Below are 19,978 nucleotides of genomic sequence, written 5' to 3' on the forward strand. Positions count from 1 at the left end.
TTTTTCCTTCTCATCTCGGGCAATGCGCGCTTACAACGCCTCGCCGCCCAGCTTCCAGGTGACCTGCACGAAATAGCTGCGTCCCATGGAGTCGAACCAGGACGTGTCGTAGTACGGATAGTTCGCCCACGTCGCGTCCTTGGGCGGCATCTTGTCGAGCAGGTTGTTGACGGTCAGCGACACGCGCAGATGGTCGTTGATGTCATAGCGCGCGCCCGCATTGAAGCGCCAGGTCGCGCCCGTCCACGCATCGTTGTCGTAGTTGGCGACGCGGCCCAGGTAGTTGCCGAAAAGGCTCGCCCCCCATGCGCCGCGATCCCAGCTTGCGCTCAGGTTGCCCTTGGTGCGCGGCAGGGTAGTGGCGCTGAAGCTGACGTCCAGCATGTCCTCCTCCGGATCCCCCGGATACTGCTGGCGGGTGTGGCGGTCCGTCCAGGTGTAGGTGCCGTTGAAGCGGAAGTCGCCGGCGCGGGCGGTTTGCAGGCGGTAGCTGGCGGTCACGTCGACGCCCGAGGTTTCTTCGTTGGCGATGTTGATCGGGCTGAAGTGGACGCTGGTGATGTTGCCGTCCTCGTCGCGGATGACGCGGGCCAGGACGTCGACGCAGGTGGGCGAACTGATATCCACCGATGCGCCGGAATCGGTGGTGCCGATCCGGCAATTGGCTTCGTCCATTCGCAGCTGCTCCCTGCTCTGGCTCTGCACCTGGTTCGACACGCGAATCTTGTAGTAGTCCACCGCCAGGTCGAAATTGGCGAATGGCGCCCAGACGAAGCCCGCGGAGAACGACTTGCTGGTTTCCACGTCCAGCTCCATGTTGCCGGTGTAGACGTCGAACGTGTTGATGTCGTAGCTGCCGTCGTCGTAGCAGTAGCCGTCGGTGGCGTCCGGTTCGGCGGTGCGGCACTGGTAGTAATCGGTCGATACGGTGCGGTAGTAGTCGTCGCCAGCGAACAGGTAATGCATGTCGGGGGCGCGGAAACCGGTGCCGTAGGAGCCGCGCACCAGCAACGTGTCGAGCGGACGCCATTCCAGGCCCATGCTGTAGGTGAACTTGCCCGGGTTCTTGTTGCCGTAGCTATAGCGGTCGTAGCGTCCCGCCAGGCTGGCTTCCAGCGTGGATGCCAACGGCAGGCGAAGCTCGCCCGCCACGCTCCAGTGATCGCGATCGCCATGGCCATCGCCATAACGCGGGCCGAAGTAGGCATCGGCGGTCAGGGCGAGCGGATCGGGGTTGATTTCATAGGACTGGGTGCCGAATTCGACTGCGCCGGCAAAGCCGACATCGCCGGCCGGCATCGAGAACAGGGCAGGGGTATCGACGGTGAAGCTGAGGTTGTCGTTATCGGCCTTGGGACGGAAGGTGGACATCGCCGCGATGGAGGCAAACTCGGCGGGCGTCAGCGGTGTGAACAGGCGCGCCGGGTCCGGGCTGTAGATCGCATAGCCATCGGCGTCATAGCCCTGTCGCTCGCCCAGGAACAGACGGTTGGCAGCATCGGCGTGGATACGGGGCATGCCCACGTCCGCTTTGTATTGCGAATGGTTGTAGGCGGCTTCCCAATTCCAGCTCTCGGCGAACATGCCTTTGAAGCCGGTGGTCACCGCCAGTGTCTTCTGCGTGGTGGTGTTCATGCGGTTGCGAAGGCCGCCGATTTCCTCGGGCGTGAACTGACGCGACCAGGTTTCGTAGTGGCCGGTGACGGCGTTGTAGAACACCTTGTCGTTGTTGTCGGTCGAGGCCGGATCGTGGAACTCCCAGCCCATGACGTCGCTGACCACGTCGTTGCCATTGGTGCCGGTCAGCAGCTTGACCTTCTGGTGCCCCAGTTGGACGTCGGCGAACCAGGAAAGCGCGTCGGAGAAACGGTATTCGAACGAACCATAGGCGGTGGCGCCTTTACGCTCGTTCTGGATGGTGCGATAGGCGATGGCGCGCTCGCTGCCGCAATACGGTTCGCCAAAGCGGTCCTCGGCCAGCACCGTGGTGCCTTCGTTGAGGCCCGCCATCGCCGCGCAATCGTCGGCCGGTGCGACGTTGACGTCATCGTCCCAGTCGTAGAGCTGGGCAGTAAGGCGCGGCAGGCGCCGCCGCGAGGTCGGTGCGTCGAGAGTCGAATCCTGATTGCTGCGTTCATAACCCCACAGCGGGCGCTTGTCCTGCAGTTCCACCCCAATGATGCCGCTGAAATCGCCCCGCTCGAAGCCGGTGGTCAGCGTGAGTTTGTGGGACTCGCCGCCGCCGCGGTCGGTGTCGCCATAGCGATAATCGATGATGGTGCCGTCGGTGGACTTCTTGAGGATGAAATTGATCACGCCGGCCATGGCGTCCGATCCGTAGACGGCCGAGGCGCTGCCGGTCAGCACTTCGATGCGATCGATCATCCCCAGAGGAATGTTGCCGACATCGGTGAAATTGCTGCGACCGTTGAGCGGCAGCGGGAAGTCGGCAATGCGGCGGCCGTTCACCAGTACCAGGGTGTGGTTGGGGCCGAGTCCACGCAGGTCCACGGCCTGCGCACCTGGGGTGGATTGGGCGCTGGTGGTGTTCTGTTGGCCCTGCACGCTGCCGCTGTTCTGGCTGAGCGAGCGCAGCACATCGGGAACGGAGGTAAGGCCGGCGGCCTGGATCTGTTCGGCGGTCACCACGGTGATCGGCGCGGGGCCTTCGATCTGCGCGCGCGGGATGCGCGAGCCGGTGACCTGCAGCGTTTCAAGTTGGGTCACGGGCTCTTCGGCTTGCGCGGAGCCGCCACCGGGAGGTGCCTCCTGTGGCGCGGGACGCGGGGGTGGCGCACGTCGGGATGCCGCGTCGGCGCGCACGATCAGCACCGCGCCGGACGCATCGCGCTTGGCCTCGAACCCGCTACCGCGCAGCAATCGCTCCAACGCCTGGTCTGGCGATGTCGCGCCCTGCACGCCCGGGGTGCGCTGTCCCTTCAGCTGGTCTGCTCGGTAGACCAGCTGTGTTCCCGACTGCTTGGCCAGCGTATTGAGCGCGGCCGTCAGCTCGCCGGCAGGCAGGTCGATTCGCCCGGATGCCGCTTGTGCCTGGGCGACCAGCGCCACGCTACAAGCCATGCTCAACAGCAGGACACGCATTGGAACATGCACTGAAACGCGCACTGAATCCGGCATCGACGATTCTCCCCCGGTGCTCGGGATGGCACCTTCTGGCTATCAGGACGAGCGAGCCGCGCAAATCCCCCCGTGGCCCTCGCGCGAAGCAACTAGAACCTTCAAAGTTCTCAGCGCGAATGCAGCACGATGCGGTCTGGGTGCCGTTCGGCGCGCACCGGAAATCCTTGCTCCAGCAGGCGCACGAAACCCTCGGTGTTGGACCAGCGGAAATTGCCGCCTATACGCAGCTCGGCTACCGCTGCGTCGCCCAATTCCAGCTTGCGCGTGCTGAAGCGGTTGAACTCCGCGGCGGCCGCCGCCAGCGAAGTGTCGTCGAAACTCAGATACCCACCGCGCCATTCCAGATAGCGCTCGGCATCGGCCAGCGGCAGCGAACGAACCAGCACGCCATTGCGGCCGGCGGTGGCCACGCTGCCCGCGGGCAGCAGCGCTTCGGGTTGGGCACGGCCATCCGTGCCGGCCACGCTCTCCAATCGCACCTTGCCCTCCGTTACCACCACGCGCAGTGCTTCGGGGTCGCTACGCACCGAGAAGCGGGTACCCACCGCGGCGACGCGGCGGCCCTGGGCTTCCACCACGAACGGGCGCCGGGCATCGCGCGCGACGTCGAAGAAAGCCTCGCCTTTTGCCAGCAGCACATGACGTTCGCCGCGGCTCATGCTCACGTCCAGCCGACTGTCGCTGCTCAGGGTGGCGGTGGAGCCGTCGGCCAAAGCCACGGTCCGCAGCTGGCCCACACTACTGACATAGCGGGTTTGCTGATGGCCGCTGAGTTGCCACCCGCCCCATGCCATCGATCCCACCACGGCGAACATCAGCGCCGCCACCGCGCCCTTCCGCCAACGGCCGGAAGTCGCGACAGGACGGGAAGCGAAGGTGACGCGGCGCAGATCGGGAGGGCTGGCCAATGATGGAAGCGCTGGCTCATTCGCCGCTGTCGAATCAGGCCGCGGTGCTCTGGCGGGCATTACGCCCGCCGGTAGTCCTGCCGCGAGCACCCGCAGGCGGCCGGCCTCATTCCAGGCGGATTCCAGCCGCAGAAAGGCGACACGGTGATCGGTCGCTTCGGCCAGCCAAGCGTCCAGTGCTTGCTGGTCGCGCGCGGTCCACGAGCCGGCATCGCGGCGCGCCAGCCATTGCGCCGCGACCTGTTCAATCTGCCTGCTGTCGGCCATTCGCTTCGTCCTCTTCCATGTGCGGTTCCATCCCAACGCAGCCACCGGGCGCGGGTTCGCCGCCGTAAAGATGGTCGGCGATCAAGCGCATTCCCTTGGCCAAGTGTTTTTCCACGGTCTTCTCGCTGATCTCCAGACGCAGGGCGACCTCCTTCTGCGACAACTCCTCCACGCGGCGCAGCCAGACCACTTCGCGGCAACGATCAGGCAATCGGTCCAGCGCTTCCGTCATCCGTCTGAGCGCCTGCCGCGTGCCCGCCCAGCGTTCCGGCGACAGCTCGTCGATCAAGTAGACGTTCGAGGACTCGAAATCACCCATCGGCTCGATCGAGACCACCCGGCTGCGGCGCAGGCGGTCGATCATCAAGTGGCGGGCGCTGGCGAACAGAAAAGCCTTGGGCTGCTGGGGCCGCGCGCGCATCGCCGATTCGTAGACGCGGGTATAGACCTCCTGCCGAAGATCGTGCAGCTCATCGCGGCGCGACCACTTGCTTTGCAGAAAGAGCATCAGCGCCCGTTCGTGGACGAGGATCTCGCGGACGAACCAGGCGTCGAAATCGGTGGGCATGGTCGCACTCTACTGTTAATCGCGGAGCCGTGAATGGGGAAACGGGAAACGGGAAACGGGAAACGGGAAACGCTCGAGCTTTGCCTCCCCCTTTAGAAAAGGGGGACTGAGGGGGATTTGCTTTTGCCTTTGCCCATCAATGCAAAGACAAGAGTTGATCGGGGCGATGCGCTAGCCGAACCTCCCGCACCAAGGTGTGGGGGAAGCCAGTGCTCCGTTCGTCTACACAAGCACCGGTCCGTGGCATCCTGCCGCGACCTTTTATCTTTTCCGGGAGTGGCGGCATGGTGTCTGCATTCGGCGCGTTGCGGCGTGGAGCGTGTGTCCTGGCGTTGATGGCGACGCTGGTATTTCCAGCGCACGCCGCTGGCCCCGCCCACTATCAGTTGGGCGACACCACCGCGAAGACGCCCGGCAGCGTGCAACCCGGTCTGTTGCTGATGGGCGGTGGCGATCGCAACTTCGATGCGCTGCGCTGGTTCATGCGCAAGGCAGGCAACGGCCACATCGTGGTGCTGCGTGCTTCGCAGGCAGGAGAGGTGGGCGAGGAATTCTTCAACGAAGTCGGCGGCATCGCCTCTGTGGAGACATTCGTGTTCACGGATCGGGAAGCCGCCAGCGATCCTGCGCTGCTACGCAGCCTCAAGCGTGCCGACGGCATCTTCCTGGCTGGCGGCGACCAGTCGCGCTATGTGCGCTACTGGCGTGGCACGCCAGTAGCGCAGGCACTGGACGCGCACGTCCGCGCCGGCAAACCACTGGGCGGAACCAGCGCCGGCCTGGCCATGCTGGGCGAGTACCTGTATGGCGCGATGGACGGCGGCAGCCAGATCAGCCCACGCGCACTGGCCGATCCATTGGGCGCGGAGAATACGATCGAGCGTGATTTCCTCGATATCGCGCTATTGAAAGGCGTGGTGACCGACACCCACTTCAGCGAACGCAATCGGCTGGGACGGCTGATCGCTTTCGTCGCCAAAGCAGAGTCGATCGCCGGACGGCCGTTGATCGGTCTGGGCGTGGACGAAGACGCCGCGGTGGCGGTGGAAGGTGATGGCATCGCACGCGTATATGCCACCGCACCGAACGCCGGCGCGACCGTGGTGAAGGGAGGTTCCGCGGAAAAGCAGAAGGAAGACGCGCCGATGAATCTTTCGCGCGTGGATACCGTCGTGGCCGGCGCGGATTCGGTCCTGCACTTGCCCAGTGGACGCGTGGAGCGTCCCATCGCCGAACGCCGCTACGCCGTCCGCGAAGGTGTGCTGGTCGCCCTGGGCGCACCGCGCCTGGTAATCCATGGCGGCGCCGGTGTCGAACGCGCCGGCATGACACCTGCCGATGAAGATGCGGCACGGAAGGCACTGGAAGCTGCATTGCGTGCCGGTTATGCGCAGTTGCAGGCAGGCAAGCCGGCGTTGGACGCGGTCACCGCCGCCATCACCGTGCTGGAAGACGCACCGCAGTTCAACGCCGCGCGCGGCGCGGTGTTCACTCATGACGGCAAGAACGAGCTGGACGCTTCGTTGATGGATGGCGCCACCGGCAAAGCGGGTGCGGTGGCCGGCGTGCAGCGAGTGAAGAATCCCATCCTGCTGGCGCGCGCGGTGATGGAGAAATCGCGCCACGTCATGATGGTGGGAGCAGGTGCGGAGACCTTCGCGAAAGAGCAGGACATCGAACTGGTCGACCCGTCGTACTTCCGTACCGAGAAGCGCTGGCAGCAGTTGCAGAAGGCGCTGAAGGAAGAAGCCAGCAAGCAGGCCGCGACCGAACGCGCGCTGGATTATTTCGGCACCGTCGGCGCGCTGGCGCTGGATGCGCAGGGTCGTCTGGCGGCGGGCACTTCGACCGGCGGCATGACCAACAAGCGCTACGGTCGTGTCGGCGATTCACCGATCATCGGTGCCGGCAACTGGGCCGACCATCGCTGCGCGGTCTCCGGTACCGGTTGGGGCGAGTACTATATCCGCGCCGTTGCGGCGCATGAAATCTGCGCGCGCGTGCGCCTATCCGGACAAAGCATCGCGCGCGCCGCCGGTGGCGTGATCAATGAAGACATTCCAAAGGCCGGTGGCGACGGTGGTGCGATCGCGTTGGCTGCGGACGGTAGTTTCGCTCTGCCGTTCAACACCGAAGGCATGTACCGCGGCTGGATCGGCGAAGACGGTGTGCCGCACGTCGCGATCTATGCGAACGATAGCCTTCCGGAACATTAAGGCGGTTCGATCTTGAGCTGGGGTGCATTGAATGCGCCTCAGCGGCTGATGCACCAACGCAGAGTAAAAAACCAAAGACAAGCTTTCGCATGCTCAGAAGATAGCGCGCCATCGTTGTTGAAGGCGCCGCGATGGCGAAGAATCCGCTGCATCCTGCGACGATGCGGTGGATCAGATGGCGGAGTACCCCGAAGCGACTCCCGAACATGTGGGATTCTTCCGCGAGCATGGGTATCTGGTGGTCAGGAACGCGATTCCTCAAGCCGATCTGGATCAGCTGGAGGGATATTGCGACCTGCTGATCGAGCGCAAGCACGAACTGGCCAACGACTGGGCGTGGACCGTCGGCGAGAACAAGGAAAACCGCTCGTTCCGCATCGTCCAATCGTCGCCGACCAAGGTCTGGCCAGAGATTGCCGAACAGCCGTATCGCCAGTGGCTGGCGGCTTTCTCTTCGCGTCTGATGGGGCTGGACATGGCGTTCTGGTACGACCAGTTCCTGGGCAAGCCACCTGGCAACAGCGCGCCCACGGATTGGCATCAGGACGAAGGCTATTGGGGTCGCAATCTTTACGACGCCGGTATCACCGGTTGGATTCCCTTGCAGGCTGTCGATGCGGTGAACGGCTGCATGCACTTCATCGATCGGGGCCACACGTTAGGCGTGCTGCCGCACCGTTTGGTGGAAGGCGTGCAGAGCGATCTGCTGACCTGCGACGTAGACGAACGCGACATGGTGGCGTGTCCCATGCAACGCGGTGATGTCGCATTCCATCATTCCAAGACGCCGCATATGAGCACCGCCAATCTGGGCACCGGCTGGCGCAAAGCGGTGACCAATCACCTGCAGCGACGCGGCGCCGGCGGCGAAGGCGATCACTATCCCTGGCGGGTGAAGGTCAATCAGCGCACCGGCGAACGCACCGCCATCGGCATGAGCCCGCCGGAAGAAAAATAGGCGCCAGGAATGCGCGGATCAGCGCTCGGAATGCCCGCTGTCGTCGTAGCTGCGACGGGTGAACAAGTCGGGCTGGATCAGTTCGATGAAGGCGCGCGCCTGCGGTGACAGGTACTTGCCCTTGCGCACCACCACGCCGTAACTGCGTGACGGGAAATAATCGCTGAGCGAGCGCGCGGTCAGGCGGCTGCGGTCGGCTTCGGTCAAGCAGATCGAGGTAACGATGGAGATGCCCATGCCCATCGCCACGTACTGCTTGATCACTTCCCAGCCGCCGACTTCCAGCGCCACCGTGTAGGGCACGCGGTTCTGTTGGAACACCAGGTCCACCAACCGATAAGTGATCTGGCGTTTGGGCGGCAGGATCAGGCCGTAGGGTGAGAGATCTTCCAACTTCAGCTTGGATTTCTTGGTTAGCGGATGGTCCAGCGGCGTGATCAGCAAGGGCTCGAACCGATAGACCGGCGCATAACTGAGGTCGGCCGGCACATCCAATACCGAGCCGATCGCCAGGTCCACCGCGTCCGAGCGCAGCAGATCGGTGCCATCGGCGGTGATGGCGTTGTGCAGCGTCAGGCGGACATCCGGGTGCTCCCGGCGGAAGTTCTCCACGATTTTTGGCAGCAGATACAGGATGGTGGAGCTGTTGGCGGCGATGTTCAGCTCGCCGGCGTCCAGCCCGCTGACCTTGTCGTGGAATACGGTCTCCAGCCCATCGATGCCTTCGACCAGCGGCTGCGCGAGTTCGAACAGCACCTGGCCCTCCCGGCTGGGCGCCAAGCGGCGGCCGCTGCGTTCGAACAACTTCACTCCCAGCTCTCGCTCCAGCGCCTGCAACTGCAGGGTGATGGCGGGCTGGCTGACGAAAAGCGCTTCGGCTGCCCGCGAAACTGACCCCAGGCGTACCGTCTGGCAGAACGCCCGCAGCGGTTTCAGCCGATCGGACTTGTAAGGAAAACGCAGCGGGGGCGGGGCTTTATCGATGTCCGGTTAGCCAATATAAGCTGAGCTTATTTAATGCATTGATAAAACTGTGTTGTCAAATATATTGGTCGGGAGCAGCTTACAGGCCAGCAATAGTAGGAGACCTGCTCATGTCCGCCACCGCTTTCGCCATCTCTACTTCCCGGGAAACCGGGCCCGGCCGACCCACGCCAGGTATCACCTTGACCACGAGCGTGATTGGCCAGGACAGCTTGCTTCCGCCCGCGGCCTTGGCGCTTCTGGTCTCACTGCATCGCGCGATCGAGCCGGAGCGGCAGGAGCGCCTGGCGAAGCGCCGCGAGCGCCAGGCCTACTTCGACGCAGGTGGCCTACCGGATTTCCGAGAGGACACGCGGAGCATCCGCGAAGGCCATTGGAAAGTGGCGCCGCTGCCGGCCGCACTGCGCGACCGCCGGGTGGAGATCACCGGTCCGGTCGACCCCAAGATGGTCATCAACGCGCTGAACTCGGGGGCGAAGGTGTTCATGGCGGATTTCGAGGATTCCACCTCGCCGACCTGGAACAACCTGCTGACCGGCCAGCGCTCCCTGATCGGCGCGGTCGCCGGTGACCTGACCTTCACCGCCCCGGCCTCTGGCGGCGCCTCCGGTAAGCGCTATTCGTTGAAACCGCTCGAAGAACAAGCAGTGCTGCTGGTGCGTCCGCGCGGCTGGCACCTGGACGAGAAGCATGTGCTGATCGATGGCGCGCCCATCTCGGGCGGTTTGTTCGATCTGGCGGTGTTCGCCTTTCACAACGCCAAGGCGCTGGCGGCTCAAGACCGCGGCCCGTACTTCTACCTGCCCAAACTGCAAAGCATGGAAGAAGCGGCGCTGTGGGAAACCGCGCTGTCGCATATCGAAGCCTCGCTGGGCCTGCCGCAGGGCCAGATGAAGGTCACCGTGCTGATCGAGACACTGCCGGCGGTGTTCGAGATGCACGAGATTCTGTACGCGCTGCGCGACCGTATCGCCGGCCTGAACTGCGGACGCTGGGACTACATTTTTTCCTATCTGAAAACCTTCCGCAGGCATCCCGACAAAGTGTTGCCGGAACGCGGTCAGGTGACGATGACGCAGCCGTTCCTGAAAGCCTATTCGGAACTGCTAATCCAGACCTGCCACCAGCGCGGCGCGCACGCGATGGGCGGCATGGCCGCGCAAATTCCGATCAGCAACGACGAAGCCGCCAACGAGCAGGCGATGGCGCGCGTGCGGGCGGACAAACTGCGCGAAGTCACCGCCGGACACGATGGCACCTGGGTGGCGCACCCGGCACTGATCCCCATCGCCCGCGCCATTTTCGACGAGCGCATGCCCGGTCCGCATCAGCATCAGGTATTGCGTGAAGACGTCCTGGTGACGCGCGAAGATCTGATCGCGCCATCCACCGGCACCATCACCCGCGCCGGCTTCGAAGGCAATGTGGAAGTCTGCGTGCGCTACCTGGCCGCATGGTTGGACGGCAACGGCTGCGTGCCGATTCATTGGCTGATGGAAGACGCCGCCACGGCGGAAATATCGCGCACGCAGCTGTGGCAATGGCTGCACACCGACGGGCTGCACCTGGCCGATGGCACATCGATCGACTTCGCGCTGCTGGCGCGTACGTTGACGAATCTGCCCGCCAAGCTGGGAGACATCACCGGAATTCCAGGTGGTCGCCGAATCGATGAAGCCATCGCCCTGCTGGACGAACTGACCCGCAGCGACGAGCTGGCTGAGTTCCTGACACTGCCCGCATACGAACGCATCGATTGATCTTGATTCTATTGATCTCGCTTTTGTAGGAGCGGCGTCCCGCCGCGAGCTCTTCGTCTCTACCGCAACCCGCCAGAAAGAGCTCGCGGCGGGACGCCGCTCCTACATGGCTTTTCCTTCTTTTGCTTCACAACACGGAACCACTGCCATGACCCAACTGCCGACTGCCCAACAGATCCAGAAAGACTGGGACACCAATCCGCGCTGGAAAGGCATCACGCGCAACTACACCGCGGCGGACGTAGTGCGCTTGCGCGGCACCGTACCGGTCGAGCATTCCATCGCCAAGCTGGGTGCGGAAAAGTTGTGGAACTATCTTCAGACCGAAGACTTCGTCAATGCACTGGGCGCGCTGACCGGCAACCAGGCCATGCAGCAGGTAAAGGCGGGCCTGAAGGCAATTTACCTGTCCGGCTGGCAGGTCGCAGCCGACGCCAATCTGGCCGGGCAGATGTATCCGGATCAGTCGCTATACCCCGCTGATTCGGTGCCCGCGGTGGTCAAGCGCATCAACAACACGTTGCTGCGCGCTGATCAGTTGCATCACGCGGAAGGCGATGACAGCATCGATTTCCTGCAGCCCATCGTGGCCGATGCCGAAGCCGGTTTCGGCGGTGTGTTGAACGCCTTCGAACTGATGAAGGCCATGATCGAAGCCGGCGCCGCGGGTGTGCACTTTGAAGACCAGCTGGCCAGCGTGAAGAAGTGCGGCCACATGGGCGGCAAAGTCCTGGTGCCAACGCGTGAGGCCGTTGAGAAGTTGAATGCGGCGCGTTTGGCCGCCGACGTCTGCGGCGTACCCACCTTGCTGGTGGCGCGCACCGACGCCGAAGCCGCTGACCTGTTGACCAGCGACGTCGACGACAACGACAAACCTTTTGTCGTGGGCGAGCGCACGGTCGAAGGTTTTTACAAGACCCGCAACGGTCTGGATCAAGCCATCAGCCGCGGTCTGGCGTATGCCCCTTATGCCGATCTGGTGTGGTGCGAAACCGGCAAGCCCGACCTGGAGTTCGCGCGTAAATTCGCCGAAGCCATTCATGCCGAATTCCCCGGCAAGTTGCTGGCCTACAACTGCTCGCCCAGTTTCAATTGGAAGAAGAACCTGGACGACGCCACCATCGCCAGGTTCCAGAAGGAAATCGCCAACTACGGATATAAATTCCAGTTCATTACCCTGGCCGGCTTCCACGCACTGAACTACTCCATGTTCAACCTGGCCCACGGTTACGCTCGCCGCCAGATGAGCGCCTTCGTCGAACTGCAGGAAGCCGAGTTCGCCGCTGCCGACCGCGGCTTCACCGCCGTCAAGCACCAGCGCGAAGTCGGCACTGGCTACTTCGACGCCGTCACCCAGGCGATCCAGCAAGGCCTGTCATCGACCACGGCGCTGAAGGGCTCCACCGAGGAAGAGCAGTTTCACGGCGAGAAGGCCGCGTGACGGCGAGGTGCGTTAGCCGCCATTTTTTTGATCAAAGGAACCAACTTGCCGTGGATTGCTCGCATGAAAGTATGGGCGCCTGTGTCGGCCACTATCCGCGGTAATGTATGGCTGCCAGATATCGGCGCCGAATCACCTTGCAGTCGGCTGGTGCGGTGAGGCTGGTATGGAGACCTCAATGTGTGGATCGCTCGCTGCGACCACCCCAGGCCAGAACCCTAGCCAGGGTCTGACAGCCAGGAGCATCGGCGAGGTCTCCTTCTCGAGAGAATTGTTGGCCGCCGCGGTGAGCGTTGCATAACTGAGCAGGCTGGATAGCAGAAAAACAATTCCCACTCTGAGCCAAAAGGCTTCGATCAAGGGCCTCATCCACATCGCTAAGCCGAGAAGGGCATAAAGCATCGCCCCGTAGGAGAAGACCTGAACCGTCGTCTGAAACATCTCGGATGCAACCTTCAGCGCATCAATAACAGCGCTTGCAGTAGCAATGCACGTGCAGAACACAAACCACTGCTTTGCTAGCGACAGCCAGCGCCTAGTGAGCTTACGATCCAGAGAGGCGGCGGATCTGAATGCGATAAAAAGGGCAGCTATTGGAGTTGCTCCGAACGCGAACAACCGCACTTGTTGGAAGCCAAAGCTCAAGAGGAAAAAGAGAGCTAATGTTCCCAAGGTTGCGGTGCCATAGAGGCGCCGCGGATCGACTCGGAGTTGTCTGAAAACCATCACTGCTGCACGGTTACGACACTGCCGACAATTACCGTTCCGGACCTCACCCCAATGCCGCCGTTTGGTCGAACAATGAGGAGGCCGTGGCTGTTGAGCCACCCCAGCCCTCGATTGTAGTCCGGCGCATTGCGAGCTTCGGGGCGCTCATACGAAGAGTAATCCACTTGAACGGGCGACTGGCTGCTGGTGTAGATGAGATTACCTGCCGAATCTCGGACTTCCGCTACGACAAGCGACTGAGTTGCGGACTGGTAGTCGACCTTGGCCACAGTGCCATCGGGAAACCGGAAGGTGATCCGGATGGCGAACTCCTCTCCGGTATGGAGCTTCTTGCCAGACTCGATAACAAGCTTGGCGTAAAAGCTTCGCCTGTCGCCCGCATCAGGCCAGTTATCGACGTTCTTTGCCCATTGCAAGAGCGCCTGACGGGCCGATCCATCGCGCGTAATATCAAACCCGCTCTGAGGAAAGTGCGGCGGCACGGTTGTAGGCTGAGCAGCAGCCGTATAAACGTTGAAATCAACAACTGTCGCGCCACCGGCCTCGCGATAGGCATCTGAGTAGGCCATGAACTCCATGGCCCGTTCTTCGGTGACTGACATGGGTGTTACTACCCAGTCCATCGGATAGACCCAAATGGGAGTGAGATCTACCCAGTACGCGTTGAGCTGGCCGGTAGCACGGTTTCCCACGTGTACGAGATGGAGGCCCGAAGTTTTTGCTTTTTCTTGCATCTGGGCGCTGGTGCAGCCATCGCATAGAGCCACATTTGCTGTTTCTTGGGCGCTGGCTCGCCCACTTGCCCCTGCCAGAAAAATCATCAGAACGGCTGGCGCCGAGAGAGCATACCGCCTACTTTGTACATGCCGCGTCATAGCAACTTCTCCATTGAAATACAGAGCAAACGGTCCGTAGACGCTCACGTTTGCGCATTCAATGTCGGCTACCATTTTTGCCGAATCAATGGATATTTCTCGAAAAAATACTGGCGCACATACCTTCTTCCCGGTGCTGTCAGGTAGCTCCGTTCGCCGCACCCCGATCTACCCGCCGATAACCCAAAGCTTCCGTCAAATGCGGCGTTTGGATGTGCACGGAGTCGGCCAGATCGGCGATGGTGCGTGCGACACGCAGGATGCGGTGCATGCTCCGCGCGGAAAGTTGCAGGCGCTCTATCGCGCTTTCCAGCAAAGCCTGGTCGCGTGGTTGCAGCCGGCAATGCAGCATGGTGTCGGCCTGACCGAGTTGCGCGTTGACTTTGCCGTTGACGTTGCGGCTCGTTTGCAAAGCCCTTGCCCGTACCACCCGTTCACGCACGCTGGCCGTGGGTTCGCCGTCGGGCGCATCGGGTCGGAGCTCCTGCGGCGGCAGGCGTGGTACTTCCACATGCAGGTCGATGCGATCCATCAATGGCCCGGAAACTTTCGCGCGATAGCGGCGGGTACTTTCCTGGCTGCACCGGCAGCGGCCGCTGGGATCACCTGCCCAGCCGCACGGGCAAGGATTCATTGCGGCCACGAGCTGAAACCGCGCCGGGAATTCGGAACTGCGTGCGGCACGCGAGACGGTGACGGTGCCTGATTCCAACGGTTCGCGCAGGACCTCCAGCGCGCGCCGATCCCATTCGGGCAACTCGTCCAGGAACAGGACACCATGGTGCGCCAACGAAATTTCGCCCGGACGCGGGTCCGCGCCGCCGCCCACCAACGCCACCGCGCTGGCGGTGTGGTGCGGGGCCCGGTAGGGACGTTGCCGCCAACGTGCCGGGTCCAATCCTCGCCCGCTGATCGACGCTATGGCAGCGCTTTCGAGAGCTTCCGCCTCGCTGGCTTCTGGCAGCAGCCCGGTAAGCCGTGAAGCCAATAGCGTCTTACCGCAGCCTGGTGGACCGATAAGAAGCAGGTGATGGTTGCCCGCCGCAGCCACTTCCAGCGCGCGGCGTGCATGCATCTGGCCGCGTACGTCGGCCATATCGGGAACTTGCGTCGGCTGCGGTGGTGGTGCTTCGGCGGCGGGAAGTATCTTGGTGCCGATCAGGGCCGCGCAGACCTCCAGCAGCGTACGCGCGGTATACGCGTTCACCTCACGTGCCAGCGCGGCCTCCGCACCGCTGCCGGCCGGCACGATCAGCTTGTGTCCGGCATGCGCCGCTGCAAGCGCCGCGGGCAACACGCCATCCACGGTCCGCAATTCACCGGTCAGCGCCAACTCGCCCAGGAACTCGTATTCATCCAGCGCCTCGCGCGGGATTTGCCCGCTGGCCGCAAGAATGCCCAGTGCGATAGGCAGATCAAAGCGTCCGCCTTCCTTGGGCAGGTCCGCGGGCGCGAGGTTGACGGTAATACGGCTGGAGGGAAACTCGAACTGCGAGCAAAGGATGGCGGCGCGCACGCGATCGCGGGATTCACGCACCGCCGCCTCCGGCAGGCCAACGATGTGCGTCATTGGCAGGCCCCCCGACAGATGCACTTCAACCCGGACCGGAGGCGCACGCACGCCCGCGCGTGCACGGCTGTGCACCAGCGCAAGACTCATGGGAGTCTCAGTTCGAGTCGGGTTTGGCTGCGGCGGCTTGGGCTTCCAGAGCCTCTACCGTGCGCTCCAGTGCTTCAAGCTTTTCGCGTGTTCGCAACAACACCGCACGTTGAACCTCGAACTCTTCGCGGGTCACCAGGTCCAGCTTCGACAATCCCGTCTGCAACGCGCTCTTGAACGTTTGTTGCAGTTCTTCCTGCGATTCACGCAGGCCGGGCGGAACCAGATTGCTGAGGCGGCGGGCTAGGTCGTCGATGTGGTTCAGGTCGATCATGAGTTTCTCCGGCAGTCCGGCCAGCTTGTCCATACCGCAAGGGCAGCGCCATCAGCGTTCGCTGTACGGTGCTGTCGGGAAAATCCGATGCTCTCCGCGCCGCCATTGAAGCGCACCCCCGCGTCGGCCGCAACAGCGCGGCTCCATCCCCCGATGCCTGTGAGGCTGCCCCAGTCGGACGACTCCAATCAGACAACCCAATCGGGTTATCCTGCCTGCCAGCAAAGAAGGAGAGCCCTGCATGAAAATGATCATGGCCATCATCAAGCCATTCAAGCTGGACGATGTGCGAGAAGCGCTGGCCGAATCCGGCATCGCCGGCATTACGGTCACCGAAGTGAAGGGCTTTGGCCGGCAGAAGGGCCACACCGAACTGTATCGCGGTGCCGAATACGTCGTGGACTTCCTGCCCAAGGTAAAGGTGGAAGTGGCGGTCACGGACGAGCAGGTGGAGCAGGTGGTGGAAGCCATCGTCAAGGCCGCCGGCACCGGCAAGATCGGCGACGGCAAGGTCTTCGTCTATGAGCTGGAAAAGGTGGTGCGGATCCGGACCGGTGAATTGGATAGAGACGCGCTGTGAGGATGGACGAATGGCCCGCGGCAAGTGATCTCACTTGGCGGGTAGGGGTGCCTGGATCCATTAGAAGGCATTCAACGATGGAACTTCACAACGGAAAGGGGATTTGAGTGCGTAACAAGTTGATCATGTTGACAGCGGCAGTGGCGCTAAGCGCCTCGTCATGGGTTTCGGCTCAAACGATAACGTTGCTGAAAGTGACGCCGCTGGCTGCGGAGAACGACATCTCCGACGCCATCAAGGCCGAGTGCAATCTGGGCGAGAAGTTGGCGGATTCCGTCAAGCGAAATTCCTCGTTGCCAGTGACCCTCGCCGACGGGCCGCTGGATACCGGTGCCGGCCGCGTGCTGCAGATGGAAATCCTGGATTCGGTGAACATGGGCAACGCCTTCATGGGGCGCCAGACCTACACCAAGATACGTGGAACGCTCTATCAGGACGGGAAGAAAGTCGGCTCGTTCAAGGCGCGTCGCAATTCGATGGGCGGCGCTTTCGCTGGCTTCAAGGGGGCCTGTTCGGTCCTGGGCCGCACCGTCGAAACCTTGGGCAAGGATGTAGGCGGCTGGCTGAAGGCGCCGACCGACGAAGCTGCTTTAGGCGACTGACGCGGGCGCATACGAAAACCCCGCGCGATGCGGGGTTTTTTTTATGCCACGCGTGAGGCTCGTCGAACCTCTTGATCACCCACACGGTGGGTCTCGGCCAAATGAAAACAAAAGCCGCGCACAGCGAGGCTTTGTTTATCGGATAGCAGTGCGGATTACTCGCCCAGCGCTTTTGCGACGAACGGCGGCGCTACCATTACGCCGGCATGCAGATGCGCGGTGTAGTACAGCGTATTGAAGGATTTGCCATTCGAATCCTGTTGGCGAAAATCGAAGCCGCCATGCTTTCCATCGGCATGTTTGCGCGCCATCGTCACGCTCCACCAGCCAGTGGGATAACAGGGCTGCGGGAAGGGCAGCGTCTTGAAGGTCGTGAAGCCGGCCTTGCCCATTTCGGCGCGCATTTCCTTGATCAGCTCCAGCAGCGCCAGTGGCGATTCGGATTGCTGCACCAGGATGCCGTCGTCTTTCAACGCACGGAAGCAGGATTCGTAGAACGCCTTGTTGAACAAGCCTTCCGCCGGCCCGACCGGATCGGTCGAATCCACGATGACGACGTCCACACTGCCAGCCGGGCAATTGGCCATATAGGCCACGCCATCGTCGAACAGCAGTTCGGCGCGCGGGTCGCCATTGGATTCGCAAAGTTCCGGGAAGTACTTTTCAGACATCCGCGTCACTTGCTCATCGATATCGCATTGCGTGGCACTCTGCACGCCCGGATGCTTCAGGACTTCACGCAGAGTTCCGCAATCACCGCCGCCGATGATCACCACGCGCTTTGGATCGGCATGGGTGAATAACGCCGGATGCGAAATCATCTCGTGGTAGAAGAAGTTGTCGCGCGTGGTCAGCATCACCGCGCCATCGATGATCATCAACTTGCCCCAGTCGGTGGTGTTGTAGATCTCGATTTTCTGGAACGGCGACTGTACTTCATCCAGCTTGCCGGTGATGCGATAGCCGATGGCCGAACCGGTGGGCTGGAAGTGTTCGATATACCAGTTGTCTTCGTTCGTCATCGCCAGGATTCGCGGTTCAAAGGGGCGCCGATTGTACCGGAACCGGTGTTACAAGCCGGCGGCGATCCTTTAGCATCGGGGGAACCAGGGAGACAACAATGCATTCAATGGAAGCCCGGCGAAGGTTGGTGGAGCGGCTGGAGCGGGAAGTACACCAGGCACCCGCGCGCTACCGGCTCAAACTTGCCCTGTTGGCCGCAGTGGGCTATGCGGTATTGGCTCTGTCGCTGGCGATGACGCTGGGCGTGGCGGTTTTTCTGGTGCTGTACGTGGTGATCGTTCGCCCGCCGGGAGATCCCATGGTGGTTATTCCCATTTTGATGCTCGGAACCGTCGGTGTCGTCATTCTGCGCGCGGTCTGGATCCGTTTCAGCGAGCCCGATGGGCACCGCCTGCAGCCGGGTGAGGCGCTGGAATTGCGAGAGGAGGTGGAACGGATACGGCGGCAAGTCGGCGCCGAGCGCCTGCACGGCATTGTCATCAATGATGAACTCAATGCCGCTGCCGCCTACGTGCCAAATGGATTCGGGCTGTGGAATCAACGGCACTATCTGGTGTTGGGATTGCCTCTGCTGCAACTGCTCAACCGGAGCGAACTGGCAGCGGTGATCGCGCATGAATTCGGCCATTTCCATGGCGGTCATGGCCGTTTCGGGGCTTGGATATATCGTTTGCGCAGCAGCTGGTACCGGTTGATGGAAGGCGTGGCTCGCGGCGGCTGGTCCGTGGGGCAATTGTTGCAACTTTTCTTCCGTTGGTATGCGCCCTATTTCGATGCTTACAGCTTTGTGCTGGCGCGCCGTCAGGAATACGCAGCCGATTCGGTTGGTGCGATGGTCGCGGGAGAACAGGCGATGGCGAGTGCGCTGGTGAGGATAGGACTCACCGCAGACTGGTTGCAGCGCGACTTCTGGCCAAGCGTGCATCGGTCGGAACACGACCAGTCCTACCCGCCGGTGCATGTCCACGGCCGGCTGTCGGCCGCGATACGCGCGCACCGGCTTACCCATGAGGATGCCCCGCGTTGGCTGCTTGAACGCGATGCCGGCCTGGACGATACGCACCCCACCTTGGCCCAGCGGCTCGGCGCGCTCAAGGTCGCTGTTGCACCGCGCCTGGACTCCGGAAGCGACCATTCCGCGGCGGACCTGCTGGGGGAGACGCTGCACGAAAAGCTGGAGCAACGCTTTAGCCGCGAATGGCAGGAGGCGGCAAAAAAAGAATGGCAGGAGCGGCACCGGCAGTTGGAGTTGGAACGCCACCGGCTGGCGGAACTGGAAGCGCACGACGTGCGATCGCCCGCCGAATGGGTGGAATATGCAGCGCTGATTGAAGCGCATCGCCTGGGCACGGATGCGCTGCCGCTATATCGGGAGGCGTTGGCCAGATCGCCTTCGAATGCCTGGACCCGATACCGATTGGGAGTGCTCCTGCTGAAACGCGGAGAACAAGTGGAAGGTGTCGAATGTGTGCAGCGCGCGATGGAGTCGAATGCTGCGGTGATCGAGCCGGCGCTACAAAGTCTGGAAGAGCATGTGCGAACGCTACCGGATGACAGCGAGCTATTCGCGACCGTGGCGGCGCTGAGAAAACGCTACGGCGCTCGGATCCACAGTGGGAACCTGCTGGAAGCTGACGACGAATGGCTACCGCATGCATTGGACGCTACGCAAATTCAGGCCCTTGCGCGGGTATTCCGTGGCTTCGAGAAGGTCGCGGAAGTCTGGATCGTCCTTCAACCCCAAGGCGGCGCATCGGCGCTGCCGCACTATCTGGTGCTGGTGCGCTGGGCAGGTTCGGTGGCCAGCGAGTCTGCAGGCTTGGTGCGGCTTGCGGACCAGCTTCGCTTGCCGGGTACCTTCACCATCGTCACCGCTACCACACAGGCGGCACTGGCGAGACGAATAAGGCCCAAGGCGGGCGAACCAGCCTATCAGCGGCGACGGTAACCGGAGTGCGACATCCGCGGCGGTAGAATGCTCGCCTTCTTGTT

General features: G+C 62.5%; 16 protein-coding genes and 1 pseudogene. 8 read left to right on the top strand and 9 right to left on the bottom strand.

Annotation, left to right across the window (positions count from 1 at the left end):
- Nucleotides 1-30: 30 nt before the first annotated feature.
- The 3 genes from AADW18_RS13450 to AADW18_RS13460 form a co-directional block, all read right to left on the bottom strand.
- Complete coding sequence (locus tag AADW18_RS13450; RefSeq protein ID WP_337343902.1) at nucleotides 31-3,138, bottom strand: TonB-dependent receptor; 3,108 nt, start codon at nucleotides 3,136-3,138, stop codon at nucleotides 31-33.
- A 110-nt stretch (nucleotides 3,139-3,248) separates the two neighbouring features.
- Nucleotides 3,249-4,316: a FecR domain-containing protein gene (locus tag AADW18_RS13455; protein ID WP_337343903.1), complete on the bottom strand. Its 1,068-nt coding sequence runs from the start codon at nucleotides 4,314-4,316 to the stop codon at nucleotides 3,249-3,251.
- Nucleotides 4,294-4,884 carry a sigma-70 family RNA polymerase sigma factor gene (locus tag AADW18_RS13460; protein WP_337343904.1) on the bottom strand — a complete coding sequence of 197 codons (591 nt, stop codon included), beginning with the start codon at nucleotides 4,882-4,884 and terminating at the stop codon, nucleotides 4,294-4,296. The genes AADW18_RS13455 and AADW18_RS13460 overlap by 23 nt, the downstream gene beginning before the upstream one ends.
- A 482-nt stretch (nucleotides 4,885-5,366) precedes the next feature.
- On the opposite strand from AADW18_RS13460, the pseudogene AADW18_RS13465 reads away from it, so the two are divergent.
- The 3 genes and pseudogenes from AADW18_RS13465 to AADW18_RS13475 all read left to right on the top strand — a co-directional run.
- Nucleotides 5,367-5,936: pseudogene (locus tag AADW18_RS13465) on the top strand (cyanophycinase); the annotation flags it as partial.
- A 174-nt stretch (nucleotides 5,937-6,110) separates the two neighbouring features.
- The gene (locus AADW18_RS13470) at nucleotides 6,111-7,100 is read left to right on the top strand and encodes an isoaspartyl peptidase/L-asparaginase (protein WP_337344001.1); all 990 of its coding nucleotides are present in this window, start codon (nucleotides 6,111-6,113) and stop codon (nucleotides 7,098-7,100) included.
- A gap of 175 nt (nucleotides 7,101-7,275) precedes the next feature.
- Complete coding sequence (locus AADW18_RS13475) at nucleotides 7,276-8,058, top strand: phytanoyl-CoA dioxygenase family protein (RefSeq protein WP_337343905.1); 783 nt, start codon at nucleotides 7,276-7,278, stop codon at nucleotides 8,056-8,058.
- Nucleotides 8,059-8,076: 18 nt separating this feature from the next.
- Here AADW18_RS13475 and AADW18_RS13480 read toward each other — a convergent pair whose 3' ends face one another.
- A complete protein-coding gene (locus AADW18_RS13480; protein ID WP_337344002.1) occupies nucleotides 8,077-9,042 on the bottom strand; it encodes a LysR family transcriptional regulator in 966 nt (321 codons plus the stop codon).
- 110 nt (nucleotides 9,043-9,152) lie between these two features.
- On the opposite strand from AADW18_RS13480, the gene aceB reads away from it, so the two are divergent.
- Together aceB and aceA are read left to right on the top strand one after the other, a co-directional pair.
- Nucleotides 9,153-10,802, top strand: coding sequence for a malate synthase A (gene aceB, locus AADW18_RS13485; protein WP_337343906.1), 1,650 nt, complete (start codon nucleotides 9,153-9,155; stop codon nucleotides 10,800-10,802).
- 148 nt (nucleotides 10,803-10,950) lie between these two features.
- The gene (aceA, locus tag AADW18_RS13490; protein WP_337343907.1) at nucleotides 10,951-12,243 is read left to right on the top strand and encodes an isocitrate lyase; all 1,293 of its coding nucleotides are present in this window, start codon (nucleotides 10,951-10,953) and stop codon (nucleotides 12,241-12,243) included.
- A gap of 132 nt (nucleotides 12,244-12,375) precedes the next feature.
- Here aceA and AADW18_RS13495 read toward each other — a convergent pair whose 3' ends face one another.
- The 4 genes from AADW18_RS13495 to AADW18_RS13510 form a co-directional block, all read right to left on the bottom strand.
- Nucleotides 12,376-12,969, bottom strand: a complete 594-nt coding sequence (locus tag AADW18_RS13495; RefSeq protein ID WP_337343908.1) for a hypothetical protein — start codon at nucleotides 12,967-12,969, stop codon at nucleotides 12,376-12,378.
- Nucleotides 12,969-13,793, bottom strand: coding sequence for a hypothetical protein (locus tag AADW18_RS13500; RefSeq protein ID WP_337343909.1), 825 nt, complete (start codon nucleotides 13,791-13,793; stop codon nucleotides 12,969-12,971). Before AADW18_RS13500 ends, AADW18_RS13495 begins: the two co-directional genes overlap by 1 nt.
- 193 nt (nucleotides 13,794-13,986) lie before the next feature.
- Nucleotides 13,987-15,507 carry a YifB family Mg chelatase-like AAA ATPase gene (locus AADW18_RS13505; protein ID WP_337343910.1) on the bottom strand — a complete coding sequence of 507 codons (1,521 nt, stop codon included), beginning with the start codon at nucleotides 15,505-15,507 and terminating at the stop codon, nucleotides 13,987-13,989.
- A gap of 7 nt (nucleotides 15,508-15,514) precedes the next feature.
- On the bottom strand, nucleotides 15,515-15,781 hold the full coding sequence (locus AADW18_RS13510) for an accessory factor UbiK family protein (RefSeq protein ID WP_337344003.1): 267 nt from the start codon (nucleotides 15,779-15,781) through the stop codon (nucleotides 15,515-15,517).
- Between the two features lie 241 nt (nucleotides 15,782-16,022).
- Between AADW18_RS13510 and AADW18_RS13515 the strand changes: the two genes are divergently transcribed.
- Entirely contained in the window at nucleotides 16,023-16,361 is a 339-nt protein-coding gene (locus AADW18_RS13515; RefSeq protein WP_337343911.1) for a P-II family nitrogen regulator, read from the top strand.
- A gap of 107 nt (nucleotides 16,362-16,468) precedes the next feature.
- Nucleotides 16,469-16,963: a hypothetical protein gene (locus tag AADW18_RS13520; RefSeq protein ID WP_337343912.1), complete on the top strand. Its 495-nt coding sequence runs from the start codon at nucleotides 16,469-16,471 to the stop codon at nucleotides 16,961-16,963.
- 155 nt (nucleotides 16,964-17,118) lie between these two features.
- Here AADW18_RS13520 and speE read toward each other — a convergent pair whose 3' ends face one another.
- Nucleotides 17,119-17,985 carry a polyamine aminopropyltransferase gene (gene speE / locus AADW18_RS13525; protein ID WP_337343913.1) on the bottom strand — a complete coding sequence of 289 codons (867 nt, stop codon included), beginning with the start codon at nucleotides 17,983-17,985 and terminating at the stop codon, nucleotides 17,119-17,121.
- Nucleotides 17,986-18,083: 98 nt separating this feature from the next.
- On the opposite strand from speE, the gene AADW18_RS13530 reads away from it, so the two are divergent.
- A complete protein-coding gene (locus AADW18_RS13530) occupies nucleotides 18,084-19,934 on the top strand; it encodes a M48 family metalloprotease (protein WP_337343914.1) in 1,851 nt (616 codons plus the stop codon).
- The last annotated feature ends 44 nt before the right edge of the window (nucleotides 19,935-19,978 follow it).

This window comes from Pseudoxanthomonas sp. CCNWLY206-1, assembly GCF_039710385.1.
Lineage (GTDB): Bacteria > Pseudomonadota > Gammaproteobacteria > Xanthomonadales > Xanthomonadaceae > Pseudoxanthomonas_A.

Coding starts and splice junctions, on each gene's coding strand:
- AADW18_RS13460 (WP_337343904.1), bottom strand. CDS start 4,884: ATGCCCACCGATTTCGACGCCTGGTTCGTCCGCGAGATCCTCGTCCAC.
- AADW18_RS13515 (WP_337343911.1), top strand. CDS start 16,023: ATGAAAATGATCATGGCCATCATCAAGCCATTCAAGCTGGACGATGTG.
- AADW18_RS13510 (WP_337344003.1), bottom strand. CDS start 15,781: ATGATCGACCTGAACCACATCGACGACCTAGCCCGCCGCCTCAGCAAT.
- AADW18_RS13505 (WP_337343910.1), bottom strand. CDS start 15,507: ATGAGTCTTGCGCTGGTGCACAGCCGTGCACGCGCGGGCGTGCGTGCG.
- aceB (WP_337343906.1), top strand. CDS start 9,153: ATGTCCGCCACCGCTTTCGCCATCTCTACTTCCCGGGAAACCGGGCCC.
- AADW18_RS13530 (WP_337343914.1), top strand. CDS start 18,084: ATGCATTCAATGGAAGCCCGGCGAAGGTTGGTGGAGCGGCTGGAGCGG.
- AADW18_RS13450 (WP_337343902.1), bottom strand. CDS start 3,138: ATGCCGGATTCAGTGCGCGTTTCAGTGCATGTTCCAATGCGTGTCCTG.
- aceA (WP_337343907.1), top strand. CDS start 10,951: ATGACCCAACTGCCGACTGCCCAACAGATCCAGAAAGACTGGGACACC.
- AADW18_RS13455 (WP_337343903.1), bottom strand. CDS start 4,316: ATGGCCGACAGCAGGCAGATTGAACAGGTCGCGGCGCAATGGCTGGCG.
- speE (WP_337343913.1), bottom strand. CDS start 17,985: ATGACGAACGAAGACAACTGGTATATCGAACACTTCCAGCCCACCGGT.
- AADW18_RS13475 (WP_337343905.1), top strand. CDS start 7,276: ATGGCGGAGTACCCCGAAGCGACTCCCGAACATGTGGGATTCTTCCGC.
- AADW18_RS13495 (WP_337343908.1), bottom strand. CDS start 12,969: ATGGTTTTCAGACAACTCCGAGTCGATCCGCGGCGCCTCTATGGCACC.
- AADW18_RS13500 (WP_337343909.1), bottom strand. CDS start 13,793: ATGATTTTTCTGGCAGGGGCAAGTGGGCGAGCCAGCGCCCAAGAAACA.